Origin of the sequence: Pseudodesulfovibrio pelocollis, assembly GCF_030282845.1 — a bacterium.
Classification (GTDB): Bacteria; Desulfobacterota; Desulfovibrionia; order Desulfovibrionales; family Desulfovibrionaceae; genus Pseudodesulfovibrio; species Pseudodesulfovibrio pelocollis.
The window spans coordinates 183,164-201,241 of record NZ_JASTWE010000001.1 but is presented as its reverse complement, the minus strand read 5'-3'; the positions used below and the strand labels follow the sequence as shown (position 1 = coordinate 201,241).

20 protein-coding genes are annotated in these 18,078 nt (G+C 64.3%); 5 read left to right on the top strand and 15 right to left on the bottom strand.

Features of this window, described 5'->3' with window-relative positions:
- Positions 1–107: 107 nt before the first annotated feature.
- The 7 genes from QQS14_RS01015 to QQS14_RS00985 form a co-directional block, all read right to left on the bottom strand.
- On the bottom strand, positions 108–440 hold the full coding sequence (locus tag QQS14_RS01015; RefSeq protein WP_285905016.1) for a ferredoxin-thioredoxin reductase catalytic domain-containing protein: 333 nt from the start codon (positions 438–440) through the stop codon (positions 108–110).
- A 2-nt stretch (positions 441–442) separates the two neighbouring features.
- Positions 443–694: a glutaredoxin family protein gene (locus tag QQS14_RS01010; RefSeq protein WP_285905015.1), complete on the bottom strand. Its 252-nt coding sequence runs from the start codon at positions 692–694 to the stop codon at positions 443–445.
- Positions 695–763: 69 nt separating this feature from the next.
- The gene (locus QQS14_RS01005) at positions 764–1,591 is read right to left on the bottom strand and encodes an amino acid ABC transporter permease (protein WP_285905021.1); all 828 of its coding nucleotides are present in this window, start codon (positions 1,589–1,591) and stop codon (positions 764–766) included.
- Between the two features lie 76 nt (positions 1,592–1,667).
- The gene (locus QQS14_RS01000) at positions 1,668–2,510 is read right to left on the bottom strand and encodes a transporter substrate-binding domain-containing protein (RefSeq protein ID WP_285905014.1); all 843 of its coding nucleotides are present in this window, start codon (positions 2,508–2,510) and stop codon (positions 1,668–1,670) included.
- Between the two features lie 139 nt (positions 2,511–2,649).
- Positions 2,650–3,498, bottom strand: a complete 849-nt coding sequence (locus tag QQS14_RS00995; protein ID WP_285905013.1) for an amino acid ABC transporter permease — start codon at positions 3,496–3,498, stop codon at positions 2,650–2,652.
- Between the two features lie 134 nt (positions 3,499–3,632).
- Entirely contained in the window at positions 3,633–4,274 is a 642-nt protein-coding gene (gene tmk, locus QQS14_RS00990) for a dTMP kinase (RefSeq protein WP_285905012.1), read from the bottom strand.
- Positions 4,250–5,278 (bottom strand): 3'-5' exoribonuclease YhaM family protein, encoded by a 1,029-nt coding sequence (locus QQS14_RS00985; RefSeq protein ID WP_285905011.1) that lies wholly within the window; start codon positions 5,276–5,278, stop codon positions 4,250–4,252. The genes tmk and QQS14_RS00985 overlap by 25 nt, the downstream gene beginning before the upstream one ends.
- A gap of 168 nt (positions 5,279–5,446) precedes the next feature.
- Here QQS14_RS00985 and surE point away from each other — a divergent pair, with 168 nt between their 5' ends.
- The 3 genes from surE (at position 5,447) to QQS14_RS00970 (ending at position 8,730) form a co-directional block, all read left to right on the top strand.
- Positions 5,447–6,208: a 5'/3'-nucleotidase SurE gene (gene surE / locus QQS14_RS00980; RefSeq protein WP_285905010.1), complete on the top strand. Its 762-nt coding sequence runs from the start codon at positions 5,447–5,449 to the stop codon at positions 6,206–6,208.
- 79 nt (positions 6,209–6,287) lie between these two features.
- Positions 6,288–7,271, top strand: a complete 984-nt coding sequence (gene gap / locus QQS14_RS00975) for a type I glyceraldehyde-3-phosphate dehydrogenase (protein ID WP_285905009.1) — start codon at positions 6,288–6,290, stop codon at positions 7,269–7,271.
- 211 nt (positions 7,272–7,482) lie between these two features.
- Positions 7,483–8,730, top strand: a complete 1,248-nt coding sequence (locus tag QQS14_RS00970; protein WP_285905008.1) for an EAL and HDOD domain-containing protein — start codon at positions 7,483–7,485, stop codon at positions 8,728–8,730.
- A 69-nt stretch (positions 8,731–8,799) separates the two neighbouring features.
- Here QQS14_RS00970 and cimA read toward each other — a convergent pair whose 3' ends face one another.
- From cimA to QQS14_RS00935, 7 genes are all read right to left on the bottom strand, one after another.
- Positions 8,800–10,404 (bottom strand): citramalate synthase, encoded by a 1,605-nt coding sequence (gene cimA, locus QQS14_RS00965; RefSeq protein ID WP_285905007.1) that lies wholly within the window; start codon positions 10,402–10,404, stop codon positions 8,800–8,802.
- The gene (locus QQS14_RS00960; RefSeq protein ID WP_285905006.1) at positions 10,401–11,633 is read right to left on the bottom strand and encodes an aspartate kinase; all 1,233 of its coding nucleotides are present in this window, start codon (positions 11,631–11,633) and stop codon (positions 10,401–10,403) included. Before QQS14_RS00960 ends, cimA begins: the two co-directional genes overlap by 4 nt.
- Entirely contained in the window at positions 11,630–12,139 is a 510-nt protein-coding gene (gene tsaE / locus QQS14_RS00955; RefSeq protein WP_285905005.1) for a tRNA (adenosine(37)-N6)-threonylcarbamoyltransferase complex ATPase subunit type 1 TsaE, read from the bottom strand. The genes QQS14_RS00960 and tsaE overlap by 4 nt, the downstream gene beginning before the upstream one ends.
- A 10-nt stretch (positions 12,140–12,149) precedes the next feature.
- Positions 12,150–12,602, bottom strand: a complete 453-nt coding sequence (locus tag QQS14_RS00950; protein ID WP_285905004.1) for a CBS domain-containing protein — start codon at positions 12,600–12,602, stop codon at positions 12,150–12,152.
- Positions 12,596–14,170, bottom strand: coding sequence for an NAD(P)H-hydrate dehydratase (locus QQS14_RS00945; protein ID WP_285905003.1), 1,575 nt, complete (start codon positions 14,168–14,170; stop codon positions 12,596–12,598). The genes QQS14_RS00950 and QQS14_RS00945 overlap by 7 nt, the downstream gene beginning before the upstream one ends.
- A 102-nt stretch (positions 14,171–14,272) precedes the next feature.
- Entirely contained in the window at positions 14,273–14,656 is a 384-nt protein-coding gene (locus QQS14_RS00940) for a holo-[acyl-carrier-protein] synthase (protein ID WP_285905002.1), read from the bottom strand.
- A 22-nt stretch (positions 14,657–14,678) separates the two neighbouring features.
- Entirely contained in the window at positions 14,679–15,404 is a 726-nt protein-coding gene (locus tag QQS14_RS00935; protein ID WP_285905001.1) for a pyridoxine 5'-phosphate synthase, read from the bottom strand.
- Positions 15,405–15,570: 166 nt separating this feature from the next.
- Between QQS14_RS00935 and QQS14_RS00930 the strand changes: the two genes are divergently transcribed.
- On the top strand, positions 15,571–16,908 hold the full coding sequence (locus QQS14_RS00930; RefSeq protein WP_285905000.1) for a UDP-glucose dehydrogenase family protein: 1,338 nt from the start codon (positions 15,571–15,573) through the stop codon (positions 16,906–16,908).
- 81 nt (positions 16,909–16,989) lie between these two features.
- On the opposite strand, the gene QQS14_RS00925 is transcribed toward QQS14_RS00930, so the two are convergent.
- A complete protein-coding gene (locus QQS14_RS00925; protein ID WP_285904999.1) occupies positions 16,990–17,205 on the bottom strand; it encodes a hypothetical protein in 216 nt (71 codons plus the stop codon).
- A 296-nt stretch (positions 17,206–17,501) separates the two neighbouring features.
- Between QQS14_RS00925 and QQS14_RS00920 the strand changes: the two genes are divergently transcribed.
- Positions 17,502–18,002 carry a chemotaxis protein CheW gene (locus QQS14_RS00920; protein WP_285904998.1) on the top strand — a complete coding sequence of 167 codons (501 nt, stop codon included), beginning with the start codon at positions 17,502–17,504 and terminating at the stop codon, positions 18,000–18,002.
- The last annotated feature ends 76 nt before the right edge of the window (positions 18,003–18,078 follow it).

The window sequence follows — 18,078 nt, the reverse complement described above, 5'->3', positions numbered from 1 at the left end:
ACACTAGCTGGGCAAAGAATCCCCCTAGCTGTTGGCACAGTAGGGGGATTCCGGTTGGTTAAGGCAAAAGCGGTCCGGGATTTTTCATTGGCATTTTCTTCGCCGTGTCAGAGAAGAATCTTCTCCGGCGGCCGCCGCTCGGGCACGATGCGCTTATCGATGGTGCCGTCGTTGAACTCCCGGCTGACGTACAGGCCGCAGAAGCAGGCCCCGTATTCGGCCACGTCCTGCTCGCGGTAGACGCAGGGACAGATGATGTCCCGGTCGCTCTCCAGGTCGCCGTTTGCCAGCCGGCAGGGGCAGGCCATGTAGCCCAGGCGCTCCTTGCAGGTGATCAGGCTCTCCATGAGGGCCATGGTTATCTCCATGTCCTTGTTGAAGAAATATCCCTTGGGCTCCTGGATTTTCCTGAGCCGTTCGTAAAGTTCCTTCGCGTCCATGGTCAATCCTTCAGGGCTTCGTCGATCTGGTCCTTGTGGAAGCCCACGATGACCTTGTCCTTGATCACGATGGTGGGAAAGGACACGGCCGGGTTGTGTGCCTTGACTTCCTTGACGATCTGCTTGCGCTCGTCGCCGGTCAGCTCGTCCACATGGACGCATTTGTACTTGATGCCGCATTCGTCCAGGTATTTCTTGGCGTTGCGGCAGTGGATGCAGGTCGAAAGGGCGTACACCTTGACATCGTCGCTCATTGTGAAGGCCTCCGTTTGGGGTGGTTGGGTGTCGCTCATGCCGCCGGGCCGGGCGGACGCCATCGGGGTCTATCGCCGCCCGGAGAGGGCGACCTCCAGCTTGCGCACGGCCAGGGAGCAGGCAAAGGTCAGGACGAAATACATGACCAGCACGGTGGTCCATATCTCGAAGCTGCGGTAGGTCGTGGTCATGATCTGCTGGCCCTGGAAGGTCAGCTCCTCGATGGAGATGACCGAGACGATGGCCGAGTCCTTGATGATGGATATAAACTGTCCGGCCAGCGCTGGCAACATGCGCTGCATGGCCTGGGGCAGCACGATGTGGCGCATGGCCCTGGTCCGGTTCATGCCCAGCGCCGTGGCCGCCTCCCACTGGCCGCGCTCCACGGACCCGATGCCCGCCCGCACGATCTCGGCGATGTACGCCCCCTCGATAAGGGCCAGGGTGATCACGGCCGAGAGGAATTGCGGAAAGCGGTCCATGCGCCCGAAGAGCCAGGCCATGGTGTCCCGCGTCTCGCCCGACAGGGAGCGGGCGAATTCATCCACCCCGAGGTGGAGCATGATCTGGTCGCCGATGAAGAAGTAGAAGACAAAGATCAGCACCAGGGGCGGGGTGTTGCGGATCAAACCCACATAGGTGGAGGCCAGTTGCCGGGAGAGCAGGCGCGGGCTGACGCGCATCAGCCCGGCCGCGGTGCCCAGCAGCGTTCCCAGCACTCCGGCCCACAGGCTCAGGCGCAGGGTGGTGATCAGCCCCTCGGCGAGCAGGCCGGGCCGCCACGACCCGGCCGTCTCGTCGAAGCGCACCAGATAATGCCAGACCGCGTCCCACCGCCAATGGTAGTTGAGTCCGGTGGCGGCCCGGTAGGCCATGTAGCCGATCCCGGCCGCCATCGCCGCCAGCAGGGCGATGTCGAGCAGGGTGATCCGGCGCGCGGGGCTCCCTTTGTCCTTCACTTCGACTCGTCCGCTACTGAATCAGGCTTTCCCATTCATCGGTGGCGAACCAGTAGTGGTAGCGGTTTTGCAGCCACCCCTTGCTCAAGGTCACGCGCACCCAGTTGTCGAGCCAGTTGAGGAAGTCGAGATCCCCCTTGCGCACGGCAAAGGCGATGGGCTCGCTGGTGAAGTCGTCGTCAAGGGGCAGATAGAGCCGGTCCTGATATTCGGCCGCCAGATTGGCGGGCAGGGGGCTTGAGGCCACCAGGGCGTGGACGCGGTTGTTGAGCAGTTCCTGGATAGTCTGGGATTCCTCGTCAAAGAAGAGGATCTTGGCCTTGGGCAGGAAGTTCTTGGCGGCCTCTGCGGCCGTGGTGCCCAGGCGCACGGCGATGGTCGTGTCCGGGGTGTTGAATTGGTCCAGGGAGTCGCGCCCGCGGGCCAGCTTGTTAGAGGCGACCATGGACATGCCCGAGAATTCGTAGGGGGCCGAGAAGTTGACCTTCAGGTTGCGGGCCGGGGTCACTGACATGCCGCCAATGATGATGTCGAACTTGCCGGTGAGCAGGGCCGGGATGATGCCCGACCACTTGGTGGGCACGAACTCGACGTCCACGCCCATGTCTTCGGCCAGTTTTTTGGCGACCTCGATCTCGAAGCCGATGTAGTTGCCGTCCCGGTCCTTCATGGCCCAGGGCTTGAAGGTGTCGAAGCCGACCCGGATGGTGCCGCGCTTGAGGATTTCCTCAAGCTGGCTCGTTCTGGCTTCTGGCAAGGCAGAGGTGGACGCTTCCCTGGAGGGCTGGCCGCATCCCTGGGCGAGCAGGGCGAGGCAGAGCAGGGCGGCCATGGCTGCATGGCGGAAGATCTTCATGACGGACTCCTTTGATCCGGCCCTCAGGCCGGGTTGCTGGTCTGGTCTTTCTTGCACGATGCCTGGGCAAAGGTGACGTGGGATACGCCCAGAATGGCAATCATGACGCCCTTGTCGGTCTTGATCGCTCTCCAGATGGTCATGGGACACGCTCCTGTGGTTGAAGGTCATGGCCGTTGGCCGGATAGTGGCGCTCAAGCAGCCTGGCCGCGCCCGACAGGGCCAGGGTCACGGCCAGATATATGGCGGCCACGGTGAACCATATCTCGAAGGTCAGGAAGGTTTCGGCGTCAATCATCCGCCCCTGCTGGGTCAGGTCCATGATGGCGATGGTGCTGACCAGGGCCGAGTCCTTGACCAGGGACACGGCCTGGCTGGTCATGGGCGGCAGCACGCGGCGCACGGCCTGGGGCAGGATGATGTGCCGGTACATGGAAAAGGGGCTCATGCCCAGGCTTCTGGCCGCCTCCCACTGGCCCGCCTGGATGGAGGTGATGCCCGCGCGCAGGATCTCCGAGGCGTAGGCCCCCTCGAACAGGCTCAAGGCGATGACCGCGGCCCAGAAGGCCGGGATGTCGAGGATGGGCGCGATGACGAAATAGATGAAGAAGAGCTGGATGAGCAGGGGGGAATTGCGGATCAGTTCCATGTACACCCGGGCCGTGCCGCGCGCCACGGGCGAGGCGGACATGCGCATCAGGGCGGTGACCAGGCCGATGCACAGCATCAGCCCCATGCTCACGGCGGTGATCTGCAGGGTGATGCCCAGTCCCTGCATCAGCGGCCCCCAGATCACTCCCTGGTCCGTGACCCGCCACAGGTATTTCGGAATCTGGTACCACTGCCAGTTGTAGCCCGACTGCCGGGTGCCCTCGGCCAGCAGCCAGACCAGCCCGGCCATGAGGCACAGGTACAGGCCGGTATCCGTCAGCGCGGGGCCGGATATGCGTCGGCTCCAGGCGGGCCGTGCGCGGGATGGCTGCTCCATTGCTCTCCTGTCGGTCGTCGGGTTGCGTGGCCAAAGGTGCTGTCGGAACCACCATAGCACATTCCCCGGGGGTGTCCACGAGCCAGGTCAAGGGCTGGCGGCCGCGTGAGACGGAACGCGTCAGGGCAAAGGCGTCAGGCGAGGCCGGGCAGATGCGATTCGATGAGCGCCCTGACCCGGCCGAAGACCTCGTCAGACCCTGACGAGGCGTCGGCCACCTTGATCCGGTCGCGGTTCAGCGCGGCCCAGGTCAGGTAGCCCTCGCGGATGCGGCGATGGAAAGAGAGGTGCTCGGCCTCGAACCGGCCCTCGGCCATGGCCTTGCCGTCCTCGCTGTTGCGCCGGGTGGCGCGTTCGAGCCCCACTTCAGGGTCCAGGTCGAGGACGATGGTCAGATCGGGCCAGACGCCGTCCACGGCCACCTCGTTGAGCTGCCTGAGCATGTCGATGTCCAGGCCGCGCCCAAAGCCCTGGTAGACGATGGTCGAGTCCGCGAACCGGTCGCAGAGTACCACCCGGCCCGCTTCCAGTTGGGGCCTGACCACCTGGGCCACATGCTGGGCGCGGTCGGCCAGGTAGAGAAAGAGCTCGGTGATGGCGGTCAGGTCCGAGTTGTTCACGTGCAGCAGCATTTGGCGCAGTTCGCGGCCGACGCGGCTGCCGCCCGGCTCGCGGGTCAGGAAGACCTCCCTGCCCCGGCTTTCCAGGTGGTCGCGCAGCCGCGCGATCTGGGTGGTCTTGCCCGTGCCCTCTATGCCTTCAAAGGTAACAAACATTGGTTCTCCGGGGTCTCTGTCTTGCGTTTGGCTGTGTCCGGCGTGGCCGGGGCGCGGTAGATGTTGCGTTCGAGAAAGCGCAGGTAGGGCGACCACTGCTGGTCGCTGCCCCCCATCTCGCCGTAAGCCTGATCGATGATGTTCAGCTTGGCGTCCATGTTGTCCGCGAAGTGGAGCACAAAGGCTTCGGGCGTCTTGGGCCGCACGGGCGCGCCGAACTCGTGCTCGCCGTGGTGGCTGGTGATCAGGTGCCGCAGATGCAGCTTGAGCGCTTCCTCAAGCTGTTTGCTGCGCGCGAGGAAAGGCTCGAGCCTGTCCAGGCCGATCTGGATGTGCCCCAGCAGCCGACCCTCGTCGGTGTAGTCGTTGGCCAGCCCGCCGGAAAGCTCCCACGCCTTGCCCAGATCGTGGAAGACGGCCCCGGCCAGCAGGGTCTGCCGGTCCAGGCCGGGATAGACGTCGCACAGGGCCATGCAGGCCCGGGCCACGCCCAGGGTGTGTTCGAGCAGGCCGCCCACATAGGCGTGGTGCACGGTCTTGCCCCCGGGTGCGGTCATGAAGCGTTCCCGGACATCCTCGCTGCCCAGCACCTTGCGGCAGAAAGAGCGCCACGGCTTGTGGCGCATGTGCTCGGTGATCAGGTCTTCGAGCTGTTCCATGAGCCGGGCGGGCGGGGTGGCGCTTGCGGGCATGAAATCGGCGTAGTCCACCTCGTCCGGGGCCGGGTCGAGCAACTCCAGGTGATCGACCTTGAGCTGGTTCCTGTCGCGATAGCTCTCCACAAAGCCGATGACGCGGGTCATCTGGCCTGGTTCGAGAATAGGATACTCCTGGCTCTTGGGGCTCCATATCTTGCCCTCGATCTTGCCAGTGGCGTCCTGAAATGTCAGACTCCAGTAAGGGCCGTTCCTTGATTGCGCCAGGGACGCGGCAGCCAGGACGAACCGGTCGTCCACCCGGGTGCCGGGGGTCAGGTCTTGGATATATTGCGACTTTCTGGTCACGTGCCTTGCCATCTGTTTGATGTTGATGTACCTCGCCACCCAGGTCGAAAGCGGCCGTGAGGTGGCCGGACAAGGATGCTGGAGGGCGGTCGGGGAGCGGTCGAACCCGCTCCGGTTTATGAACCTGATTTCACTCGGATTGTCAAATCGAGCCATGACGGAGATTTCATGAGGATTCTACTCGCCAACGATGACGGCATTCAGGCCGTGGGGCTTCGCTCCCTGTATTTCGCCCTGGTCGAGGCCGGGCACGATGTGCGCGTCTTTGCGCCGGTCACAGAGCAGTCGGCCGTGGGCCACGCCGTGACCCTGTCCATGCCCCTTAGGGTCAAGGAGTTCCGCGAGAACGGCTTCAGGGGGCAGGGCGTTTACGGCACGCCTGTGGACTGCGTCAAACTGGCCCTTTCCACCCTGCTGGACGCCCCGCCGGACCTCGTCCTCTCGGGCATCAACGCGGGTGCCAACGTGGGCGTGGACATCCTCTATTCGGGCACGGTCTCCGCCGCCACCGAGGGCGCGCTGATGGAGATTCCGTCCATGGCCGTGTCCGTGGACGATTTCAACCCCGTGGACCTCAAGGGGCAGGCGCGCTATTGCGTCCGGCTGCTGTCCCGCATTCCCTGGGCAGAGCTGCCGAAAAAATGCGTGGTGAACCTCAATTTTCCGGCCTGCCCCATGGAGAAGGCGCGCGAGCTGATGGTCTGCCCGCACACCCGCGCCTCCTACCGCGACTGGTACGACACCCGCACCGACCCGCGCGGCAGGCCCTACTACTGGCTCAACGGGGCCATCCCGCCCGAGCAGATCAGCCCCGACCGCGACCGGGCCCTGCTCACGCAGGGGCATGTCACCCTGACGCCGCTGCATTTCGACTTCACTGACCGCGTCGCTCTCGACATGCTGGCGCGAAATCTCGCCACCCCCCGTTGACGGAACGTGTCGGCGGACGTACTATTGATGTCATTGCCCTTAAAGTGACTTTGAACACCACCCCAGAGGAGGAGACGCCATGGCGACCAGGATAGGCATCAACGGGTTTGGACGGATCGGACGCTACCTGACGCGCCTGCTGGCGCAGGAAAACGACCTGGAACTGGTGGCAGTCAACGCCCGCGCCTCCAACGAGGACCTCGCCCACCTGCTCAAATACGACTCGGTCCACGGCAGGTTCCCGGACGTGGAACCCACCGCGACCGGCTTCAAGGTCAACGGAAAGGCCGTGACCGTGACCCGCGATGCACCCGGCGAGTGGAAATGGGGCGAGATGGGCTGCGACATCGTGGTGGAGACCACGGGCAAGTTCACAGACCGCGCCAGCTGCGAGAAGCACCTGGCCTGCGGGGCGAAAAAAGTGATCATCAGCGCGCCGGGCAAGGACGCCGATGCCACCGTGGTCATGAGCGTCAACGACCGCGACCTCAAGCCCGAACACAAGATCATTTCCAACGCCTCCTGCACCACCAACTGCCTGGCCCCGGTGGCCAAGGTGATCAACGACACCTTTGGCATCAAGCACGGCATCATGACCACGGTCCACTCCTACACCATGAGCCAGCGCATCCTCGACGGCTCCCACAAGGATATGCGGCGCGCCCGCGCCTGCGCCGTGAACATGGTGCCCACCACCACCGGCGCGGCCAAGGCCGTGGGTCTGGTCATTCCCGAGCTCGACGGCGTGCTCGACGGCATGGCCATCCGGGTGCCCACGCCCAATGTCTCCCTGGTGGATCTCGTCTGCGAGTTGAAGAAGCCTACCACCGTCGAGGAGGTCAACGCGGCCCTCAAGGCGGCGGCAGGCGAGTCCATGGGCTACACCGATGAGCCGCTGGTGTCCGTGGATTTCATGGGCTCCACCTTTGGCGGCGTGGTGGACAGCGGCCTGACCCGGGTCATGGGCACCACCCAGCTCAAGCTCATCGTCTGGTACGACAACGAGGCCGGGTTCACCAATCAGCTGCTGCGCCTGACCAGGAAGGTCGCCGGGATGCTGTAAGCGACGAATCGCGAAGACACGCAGGGCCGCTCCGTTACGGGGTGGCCCTTTTTTTGTTCATCGCGCAGTGATCGTGTGAAGGATTGTCACGAAGTGTTATAATCATTTACACGACATGGAGTTTTGATTAAACAATGTGACGGGGATTTTCCAACAACTGTTTGATAGAGGATGGCGGCAACCACTCACTCGGGTCGAGGAGGTTGGTTTCATGGCTGAAGCCGTTGCCAAGTGCGAAATGTCTGACGAGCCGCTGCTCGTAGTCAGGCAGCCCATATTCGACCGCAACAAGGCCGTCTGGGGGTATGAGTTGCGGGCCGGTTCCACCCGGCCGGACGGGGGACCAGTCACCCCGGCCGACATCATGAACGCCTACCGGGCCACCCTGGCCCCGGAAGGCGATGCCCTGGTCAGGGACAAGAAACTTCTGCTCACCATCGCCGCGGAGAACGGATTCGACGCCACCCCTGCGGACATCGAGTGCTGCGTGTTCGGCCTGTGCGGACAGGCGGCGGCATCGCCCCGGTGCCGCGAATTGATGGGTGCCCTGCGCGAGCGCGGCGGCATCGTGGCCCTGGACGTCGATGCGGGCGAGGCCTTCGACACGGAGCTGCTCAAGGGGGCGGACATCGTCAAGGTCAGCCTGTCGGGCAAGACCCCGCCGGAGATTGTCAAGCTGCGCGCCAGGTACAAGACCTTCGGCGGCGAACTCCTGGCCACGGGCGTGGCCGGATGGGAGGCCTTCGAGGGCACGCGCGCCCTGGGCTTCAAGTATTTCCAGGGGCCGTTCTTCGGTGTGCCCCTGCCGGACGGCGAGACCGGGCTGGCGGCCACGGCCACGACCAAGCTGCAACTGCTGCGCGAACTGGCCAACCCCGAGTGCGAGATGGATGAACTGGCGACCATCATCGCCTCGGACATCTCCTTGAGCTATCGCATGCTCAAGTACATCAACTCCGCGTCCTTCGGCCTGCGCAACAAGATCAAGTCCATCCAGCAGGCCGTGTCCCTGCTCGGCCTCAACGAGATCCGCCACTGGGCCACGGTGGTGGTCATGACCGATCTCGACTCCACGCCCAAGGGCGAGGAGCTGGCCTACATGGCGCTCCAGCGCGGCCGGTTCCTGAGCAAGCTGGCCGGGACCATCAAGGGATTTCCCCATTCGGCCAGCACCATGTTCATGCTCGGCCTCTTCTCGCTCCTCGACGCGCTCCTCTCCTATCCCATGGACAAGGCGCTGGAGAACGTGCCCCTTGACGACGAGATCAAGGCCGCCCTGTGCGGCACCCTCAACGAGTTTCGCGACTGGCTGCTCATGGTCGAGGCCGTGGAGCTGGGCAACTGGACCGTGGCCAACGAAATCCTGAGCCGGTACGGCGCCTGCTTCACCCAGGCGGCCACTCAGTACATGAAGGCCTCGTCCTGGGCCGCCAGCCAGATTCCGCACATGCGCAAGTAGGGTGGGAAAACGTGACCATACAAAGAGGCCGGACAGCGAACTGTCCGGCCTCTTTGTGATTCCGGTGGATTATTCGATGCCTTCGGTCCGGCGCTTGTCATCGCGCAGGAGCTTGTAGTTGATGGCGTCCACCACGGCCTGCCAGCTGGCCTCGATGATGTTGTGGGACACGCCCATGGTGGTCCAGCGCTCGTGCCTGTCGCCGGTTTCGATGAGCACCCGCACGAAGGAGGCGGTGCCGCCCGTGTCGCGCACCGCGCCCGAGAGGACGCGGACCTTGAAGTCGAGCAGACGAATCTCGCTCAGCTTGGGGTAGAAGCGCTCAAGGCCCTTGCGCAGGGCGCGGTCCAGGGCGTTGACCGGGCCCATGCCCGTGGCCGCCGTGTGCTCGGCCTGTCCCTTGACGTTGATGATCACCGTGGCCTCGGTAAAGGGCTCGGCGTCTTCCTCGCGCTTGGCGTCCACCACGAAGAAGTGGCGGAAGCTGAAGTAGTCGGGCTTCATGCCCAGCGCCTCCAGCAGCATCAGCTCGAAGGAGGCCTCGGCCACCGAATACTCGTAGCCCATGCTCTCCTTGAGTTTCAGTTCCTTGAGCAGCGCGTCCACGGTGGTGTCTTTCTTGTCCAGGTCGTAGCCCAGCTCATGGGCCTTGAACAGGATGTTGCTGCGGCCTGCCTGATCCGAGAGCAGCACGCGCTGGGCGTTGCCCACGGCAGTGGGGTCGATATGCTCGTATGTCTTGGAATCCTTGAGAATCGCGCTGACGTGGATGCCGCCCTTGTGGGCGAAGGCCGAGGCTCCCACAAAGGGCTGGCGCATGAAGGGGCGCAGGTTGGCCGTCTCGCTGACAAAGTGGGAGGTGATCAGCAGCCGTTTGAGGTTGTCGGGGCCGATGGTCTGCATGCCCATTTTCAGTTCGAGGTTGGGAATGATGGAGCAGAGGTTGGCGTTGCCGCAGCGCTCACCGTAGCCGTTGATGGTGCCCTGGACCTGGCTTGCGCCCAGGCGCACGGCCTCCAGCGAGTTGGCCACGGCCAGTTCCGAGTCGTTGTGGGCGTGGATGCCGATTGTGGCCTCGGGCAGGGCGGCGATGACCGCGCGCACGGCCTTGGACAGGTCAGCGGTCAGGGTGCCGCCGTTGGTGTCGCAGAGGACGAGCCGGGCGGCCCCGGCCTCCCTGGCGGTCTCAAGAGCCTTGAGGGCGTATTCCGGGTTGTGGCGGTAGCCGTCGAAGAAGTGCTCGGCGTCGAAGATGACCTCGTCCACGCGGGAGGCCAGATAGGCCACGCTGTTGCGGATGAGTTCGAGATTGCGCTCCAGGCTGACTCCCAGCGCCTTGGTGGCGTGCATGTCCCAGGCCTTGCCGAAGATGGTCACCACCGGGGTCTCGGCCGCGAGCAGGGCGGCCAGGTTGGGGTCGTTCTCCGGGGTGCAGCGGTTGAGGTGGGTGGAGCCGAAGGCGGCCAGCCGTGCGTTGGCAAAGGGGTGGCCCTTGACCATGTCGAAGAAGCTTGCGTCCGTGGGGTTGGAGCCGGGCCAGCCCGCCTCGATGTAGTGGATGCCTAGTTCGTCGAGTTTCTGGGCGATGCGCAGCTTGTCCTGGGCCGTCAGGTTGAGTTCCTCGGCCTGGGCGCCGTCCCGCAGTGTGGTGTCGTATATGGTGACGTGTCTCATGCTGTCCCAAGTGGGCCGTTTTCAAGCTCAAAGGCCTTGTGGAGCGTGCGTACGGCCAGTTCGGTGTACTTGTCGTCGATCAGGCAGGTGATCTTGATCTCCGAGGTGCTGATCATCAATATGTTGATATTCTCATCGGCAAGCGCCCGGAAGGCCCGCGAGGCCACGCCGGAGTGGTTGCGCATGCCGACGCCGATAATGGACACCTTGGAGACGTTGAGGTTGCTGTCGACGGCTTCGAAGCCGATCTCGTAGCGCAGGGAGTCAAGGGTCTTGAGGGTCTGGTCCACATCGGCGCGCGGCACGGTGAAGGTCATGTCGGTCTTGCCGTTCTTGCTCGGGTTCTGGACGATCATGTCCACCAGGATGCGCTGCTCGGCCAGGGGGGTGAAAATCTGGGCGGACACGCCGGGCTTGTCCGCGAGATTGATCAGGGTGATCCGGGCCTGGTCCTTGTCGTATGCGATGCCGGAAACGAGAGCGGCTTCCATGGTGGGGTCCTCCTTGGTGACTACGGTGCCCGGCTCGTCGGAAAATGTGGAGCGGACATGAACTGTTACGTTGTACTTCTTGGCAAATTCCACGGACCGGATCTGGAGCACCTTGGCGCCCATGCTCGCCATTTCCAGCATCTCGTCATAGGTGATGCTGTCGAGCTTGCGCGCGTCGGTACACATGTTGGGGTCGGTGGTGAAGACGCCGGGCACGTCGGTGTAGATTTCACAGATGTCCGCCCTGATGGCGGCGGCCAGGGCCACGGCCGAGGTGTCGGACCCGCCCCTGCCAAGGGTGGTGATGCGCTGGCTGTTGTCGCAGCCCTGGAAACCGGCCATGACCAGGATGTCGTATTCGTCGAGCATGGCCTTGATGCGGCTCTCGTCGATGTCCACGATGCGCGCCTTGCCGTAGGCGCAGTCGGTCTTGATGGGGGCCTGGAAACCGAGCACCGAGCGGCAGGCGATGCCCTGCTGCTTGAGGAGCATGGCGAAGAGCGCGCAGGAAATCTGCTCCCCGGTGGAGACCAGCGAATCCGCCTCTGCCGGGTCCGGGTTGTCCGACCATTCCCTGGCCAGGGCCAGGAGCCGGTTGGTCTCGCCCGACATGGCCGAGAGGACCACGATGACCTTGTTCCCCTCGCGGTAGGGGCGCAGCACCTTTTGCATGACCTGGCGCTGGCATTCGAGGTTGCGAACCGATGTTCCACCGAATTTCTGTACGACGATGTTCATTGGAGCCCTGTGGGATTATTTGAAAGGTGTTCAAGCTCTTGGGCCAGGGAGCCGAGCAGCTCCCGGGCGGTCCTTCCCGTTGCGCCCATGGTGAGGCCGCGTCCGGTGCGTGTGGGGAACCACGCCAGCACCAGGGCCTCGTCAGGCCACAGCTTCCGGTCGAGAAACTGCGCCCATTCGATCACCACCAGCATGGTCCGGTCCTCCAGCAGCTCAAGCAGCGCGTCGTCCGGGCCCATGCCCTCCAGCCGGTAGAGGTCGCAGTGGGCCACCGGCGGGGTCGTGGGATAGAGGTTGCATATGTTGAAGCTCGGGCTGGACACTTCTGCCCGTTCCGAGCCCGGCAGGGATCCGACCAGCCCCCTGACCAGCGTGGTCTTGCCCGCCCCGAGGTCGCCTTGCAGGAGCAGGGCGGGCGGATGCCTCTCTCCGGCCAGGGCCTCGGCCAGGATGCGGCCCAGGGCGAGGGTGGCCGCCGGATCGGCGAGGTGCAGTTCCCGGTCCATTGCCGTCGTGCTAGCCCTGCAGCAGGGTCTTGAGCACGTCCTCCTTGCCCACCACGCCCACCAGCTGGCCATTCTCGATGACCGGCAGGGTGTAGAGCTTCTTGTTGGCCATCATGGTGGCGATGTCGTCGATGCCGGTCTCGGGCGTGACCGAGGTGGGCTTCGGGGTCATGGCGTCGCCCACCTTGAGGGCTGAAATCTTGGTGATCTCGCGCTCCAGGTCCTCGTGGGACGAGAGGGGGAACACGCCGTCGAGCAGGGTGAAGAAGGAGGGCAGGGTGATCTTCTTCTGCTGGGCCACGAGATCGGCCTGACAGAGCACGCCCACGACCCGGCCGTCCTCGTCGATCACCGGCGCGCCGTTGATCTTCCTGTCGATCAGGAGGCGGGCTGCGGTGGCGATGTCCGTGTCCGGGGTCAGGGTGATGCACTCTTTGGTCATGATGTCCTTGGCTTTCAGCACGTGGCGAACTCCTTTGCCGCTCGCGGCAGCATGTCTGCGATTTCAGAGGCCAGGTTGCCCCTGGCCGGATAGTCTTCACGAAGCAGCCGCCCGGCCGCGCCGTGCCAGTAAACACCGAGGGCGGCGGCATCGGCCGGGGCCAGTCCCCGGGCCATGAGGGCGGCGATGACACCCGCCAGCACATCGCCCGATCCGCCCACGGCCAGGTTGGGCTCGGCGTGCGGGCTGACGCACACCCGGTGCCTGTCGGCCACCAGGGTTCCGGCCCCCTTGAGGACCAGGACGGTCCCGCCCGACTCGACGAATGTTCGGGCCGCATCGAGCCTCGCGGCCTGGATTTCGGCCGTGGTAGTGCCGAAAAGCCGTGCCATTTCGCCTGGATGTGGTGTCAGAACGGTCGTGCCAGGGAGGCCGTGGACCGCATCCGGTATCTGGGCCAGACAAAACAGCGCGTCCGCGTCCAGAACCGCGTGCGTCGGACACTCTGCAATAAAGGACTTGAGAAAATCAACTGTTTTCATGGTCCGTCCCAGGCCGGGGCCGACCACCACGGCGTCGAAGCGGTCCAGTTGCGCCTGAAGAATGTTCGCAAGCTCCGGGGTCCACTCGGTGCCGGAGCCGAGGGGCAGGGTCATGATGTCCGCCGAGCCGCCCTTGACGCTGTCGGCCAGCCCGCCGGGGCAGGCCACGGTGACCAGTCCGGCCCCGGCGCGCAGGGCGCCCAGCGCGGCCAGCCGGGGCGCGCCGGTCAGTCCGGGCGAGCCGCCCACGATCAGGACGCTGCCCGCGCTCCCCTTGTGCATGGCCGGGTCTGGCTCGGGGATGAGGGTCATGATGGCTTCGGTCAGCAGGGCGTGGCGAGCGGGATTGTCGCGCATGATCCGGGCCGGGATGCCGATGGGCCGGACATGGACCACGCCGGTGAAGTGCGCGGCCCCGGGCATGGCCAGCCCGAGCTTGACCGCCTGGAAGGTGACGGTGGCGTCGGCTGCCACCGCCTCGGGTTGGGGCTGCCCGGTCAGGCCGCTTAAGCCCGAGGGAATGTCGATGGCCAGGACAAAGGCGCGCCGCCCCAGCCGGTTCACGGCCCGGATCAGGGTCAGGAAGTCGGGCTTGAGTTGGCCGGTGAAGCCGGTGCCCAGCAGGCCGTCCACGATGATGTCCGGCTGAGACAGTCCGGCCGCGTCCGCCGCGTCGAGATGGCGCATGGGCACGCCAACCCTGCGGGCCAGTTCCAGGTGCGCCCTGGCCTCGCCCCGGTAGCCCTTCTTGGGCCGGGTGTGGAACACGGTCACGTCCGCGCCCAGGTCGATCAGGTGGCGGGCCACGGCAAAGGCGTCGCCGCCGTTGTTGCCCGGCCCGGCGAAGCAGAAGACCTCAAGCCCGTCCAGGGGGCCATGCCCGGCAGAGAGGCCGCATTGATCGGCCGCCCCGTACTCTTCGAGCAGCACGGCCACGGCCTCGCGCGCGGCGGACTCCATGAGCGTGACGCCCGGGATGCCGATGGTCTCGATGGTTTCCCGGTCCCAGGCCGCCATCTCGGCCGGGGTGGGCAGGGGGAGCAGCATCGGGCCTCCTTGGCAGGTTGTTGAAAAACGGCGATCTGCTGCGTGGCGTAACACTGTTTTGAAGCACCTGCGGTTGAGAGATTGTCAACGACCTGTCCTGGGTCAGCGGGAATCGCCCTCCAGCACCACGGTGGCGGCGGCCGTGTCGCGGGAGTGGGTCAGGGAGATGTGCGCCGCCGTGACGCCGAGCCGCTCGCAGACCTCGCGTCCCCGGTGGAGGAAGCTGATGCCCGGCTTGCCGCTCTCGGCGTGCAGGATTTCCACGCACTTGAAATGGACGCCGTCGGCAAAGCCGGTGCCCAGCGCCTTGACCGCCGCCTCCTTGCCAGCGAACAGGGCGGCCAGCCTGGGCACGGGATCGTGCCGGGGCAGCTGCGCCAGCTCGCGCTCGGTCAGTATCTTTTCCGCGAACCTGCTGCCAAACCGGTTCCAGGTCTCGCGGATGCGGTGCAGTTCGGTCAGGTCGAGGCCGAGTCCCTTGATCATGGATGCTCCCGGTGTCCGTCGGTCAGTCCGCGAAGGTGCGGATGATGGCCACCATGTCGCGCACGGCGCGGTCCAGGCCCACAAAGATGGCCTTGGCCATGATGGCGTGGCCGATGGAGTATTCGCTGACGCCCTCGACATGGCTGAAGGCGAGCACGTTGCGGTAGTTGAGCCCGTGGCCGAGGTTGACCTTGAGTCCCAGGGAGCGGGCGATGCGGATGCCCTCCAGGATGGAGGCCAGCTCCCTGTTCCGGTCGCGGATGTCCTTGGCGTCGGCGTAGTGGCCGGTGTGGATCTCCACGAACTCGGTGCCCGTGGCTGCTGCGGCCTTGATCTGGGCCGGGTCGGCGTCGATGAACAGGCTGGAGCGGATGCCCCGCTCGTGCAGGGGGACGAGATAGTCGGCCAGCTCGCCTTCGCGGCCCACGCAGTTGAGCCCGCCCTCGGTGGTCAGCTCCTGCCGTTTCTCGGGCACGAGGCAGACGATCTCCGGGGCGATGTCCAGGGCGATGGTCCGCATCTCTTCGGTGGCGGCCATCTCCAGGTGCAGGCGGGTGTTGCAGGTCCTGCGGATGAGTTCCACGTCGCGGTCCTGGATGTGCCGACGGTCCTCGCGCAGATGGACGATGATGCCGGTGGCCCCGGCCAGTTCGGCCATGTATGCGGCGGTCACGGGTTCGGGCTCGATGCCCATTCTGGCCTGCCTCAAGGTGGCCACATGATCGACGTTGACGGTGAGTGACGGCATTCGTCTTTCCTCCGGTGAATGATGTCGTGCTATCCCCGTTGATTACGTTTTCCGGCCGCAAATGGCAACCTGTGGTGTCGCTCCTTCGAGTTGACAGCAAAAGCGCACTAAAGGTATCGCCTTGGCCTGAAAACGAGCAAACCCTTATCACGGGAGTCATTCTTCAATGAACGTATGCATCGTCGGCACAGGCTACGTGGGGCTCGTCTCCGCCGCCTGCTTCGCCGAAATGGGCAACAGGGTCGCCTGCGTGGACGTCAATCCCAAGGTGATCGAGACCCTCAAGGCCTGCAAGGTCCATATCTATGAGCCGGGGCTTGAGGAACTGGTGCGCCGCAACACCGAGCAGGACCGGCTGCATTTCACCACCAGTCTCGAAGAGGGGATGGCCGATTCCGAGGTGCTCTTCATCACCGTGGGCACTCCCCAGGCCGATGACGGCACCTGCGATCTCTCCTATGTCGAGGCCGTGGCCCGCGAGATCGGCCAGCGCATGACCGCGCCCAAGATCGTGGTGGACAAGTCAACCGTCCCGGTGGGCACGGCAGACCGGGTCCGCGCCATCATCGCAGAAGAACTCGGCAAGCGTGGCGTGGACATTCCCTTTGACGTGGTCTCCAACCCCGAGTTCCTCAAGGAGGGCGACGCGGTGGGCGACTTCATGAAGCCCGACCGGGTCATCGTGGGCAGCGACGACGAGAACTCGGCCAAGGTGCTCGGCGCGCTCTACGCCCCCTTTGCCCGCAGCCGCGACAAGCTCATCGTCATGGGCGTGCGCAGCGCGGAGATGACCAAGTACGCGGCCAACTGCATGCTGGCCACCAAGATATCCTTCATCAACGAGATCGCCAACATCTGCGAGCGGGTGGGGGCCGATGTCAGCGAAGTGCGCATGGGCATCGGCTCGGACAGCCGCATCGGCTACAGCTTCATCTATCCTGGCGTGGGCTACGGCGGCTCGTGCTTTCCCAAGGACGTCAAGGCCCTCATCAGTACTGCGGGCGACCACGGCTACGACGCCCGGCTGATTCGCTCGGTGGACGAGGTCAACAACGCCCAGAAGCATGTGCTGGCCGACAAGATCATCGCCTACTTCGCCGAGCAGGGCGGTGTGGCCGGACGCACCCTGGCCCTGTGGGGCATCGCCTTCAAGGCCAATACCGACGACATCCGCGAGGCCTCGTCCATCGAGGTGATCAAGGACCTGACCGGCCTGGGCATGCGGGTCCGCGCCTTTGACCCGGTGGCGGGCGGGCGCGCCAGGGAGGAACTGGGCCATCTGCCCAATCTGGAGATAGTGGACAATCAGTACGAGATGCTGGCCGGGGCCGACGCCCTGGCCGTGGTCACGGACTGGAACCAGTTCCGCAACCCGGAATTCGCGAGGATACGCGCCCTGCTCGCGGCCCCGGTGGTCTTTGACGGCCGCAACCTCTACCAGCCCGCGCGCATGGGCCGGGAGGGGTTCGCCTACTTCAGCATCGGCCGTACGCCGGTCCTGTAGTCCGGCATCAGCAGGACGATAAAAAACTCCCCGTTCCTCAACTGAGGGACGGGGAGTTTTTTTCTGCCTGGGCGGGCGGAATCAGAATTGACCTTTGAAACAGGTGCGGTACTGCAACTCCTGGAGGATGACCCGCTCGTATTCCGGGTTGTATTCGACATCCAGTTGTTCCGACTGATCCTGCATTCTCGCAAGTTGTTGGGTTTCTTCCCAGAAGTCGAGTAGCTCCTCGTCGGCCAGGTTCTTCACCTGGGCTTCGAGGGAACATTGGTCGTTGAAGGAGGCGTACTGACCCATGCTGCGCGGTCCTTCCTTGTGTAAGAATTATTAAAAAAATCAACCCTATAGGTGTTTCGTTTGGACTAAGTTAGTCCTTTATGCCAGCCTCGTCAACAAGACTTTGCCCGCGACACGGTATAACCGCATCGACGCAGGGCCGCGCCCGGGTGGCGGGACGGTTCCGATGGGCGCGGCCGGGCGTCCTGCGGGGGTTGCCGGGATATTTCCATTGACAAAGCTGACGCCGGTTGACAGATTGTTTTGACTGAAAAAAACAGCCTGTGCCCTTGATGAGGGCTGCCGACGAGGTCGCAATGAACATACAAGTCGAGTCCAAGTACGATGCCGACGAGGTCGAGGCCGATCTGGAACTCATCCAACTCGTCACCTTCAGCATCGGCGAGGAGGAGTTCGGGGTGAACATCCTTCAGGTGCAGGAGATAATCCGCACCATGGAGATCACCAAGGTTCCCCGCGCCCCGGTCTTTGTCGAGGGCGTCATCAACCTGCGCGGCAAGGTCATCCCCATCGTGGACATGCGCAGCCGCTTTGGCCTGCGCTCCAAGGAGCACGACAAGTACACCCGCATTATCGTCATCGAGATAGACATGATCATCGTCGGTTTCGTGGTCGATGCCGTGTCCGAGGTGCTGCGGCTTCCGGCCAACGCCGTCCAGCCCCCGCCGCCCGTGGTGGCGGGCATGGACGCCGACTACATCGACGGCGTGGGCAAGCTCGACGAGCGGCTGCTCATTCTGCTCGATCTCAATTCCCTGCTCGACAGCGACGAGAAGGAAGCCCTGACCGGCGTGTGATCCCCGGGAAATTTCATGGTGACAAGCCGCCCTGCTCCCGATAGGGAAGAGGCGGTTTTTCAGTTTTCATTCCACA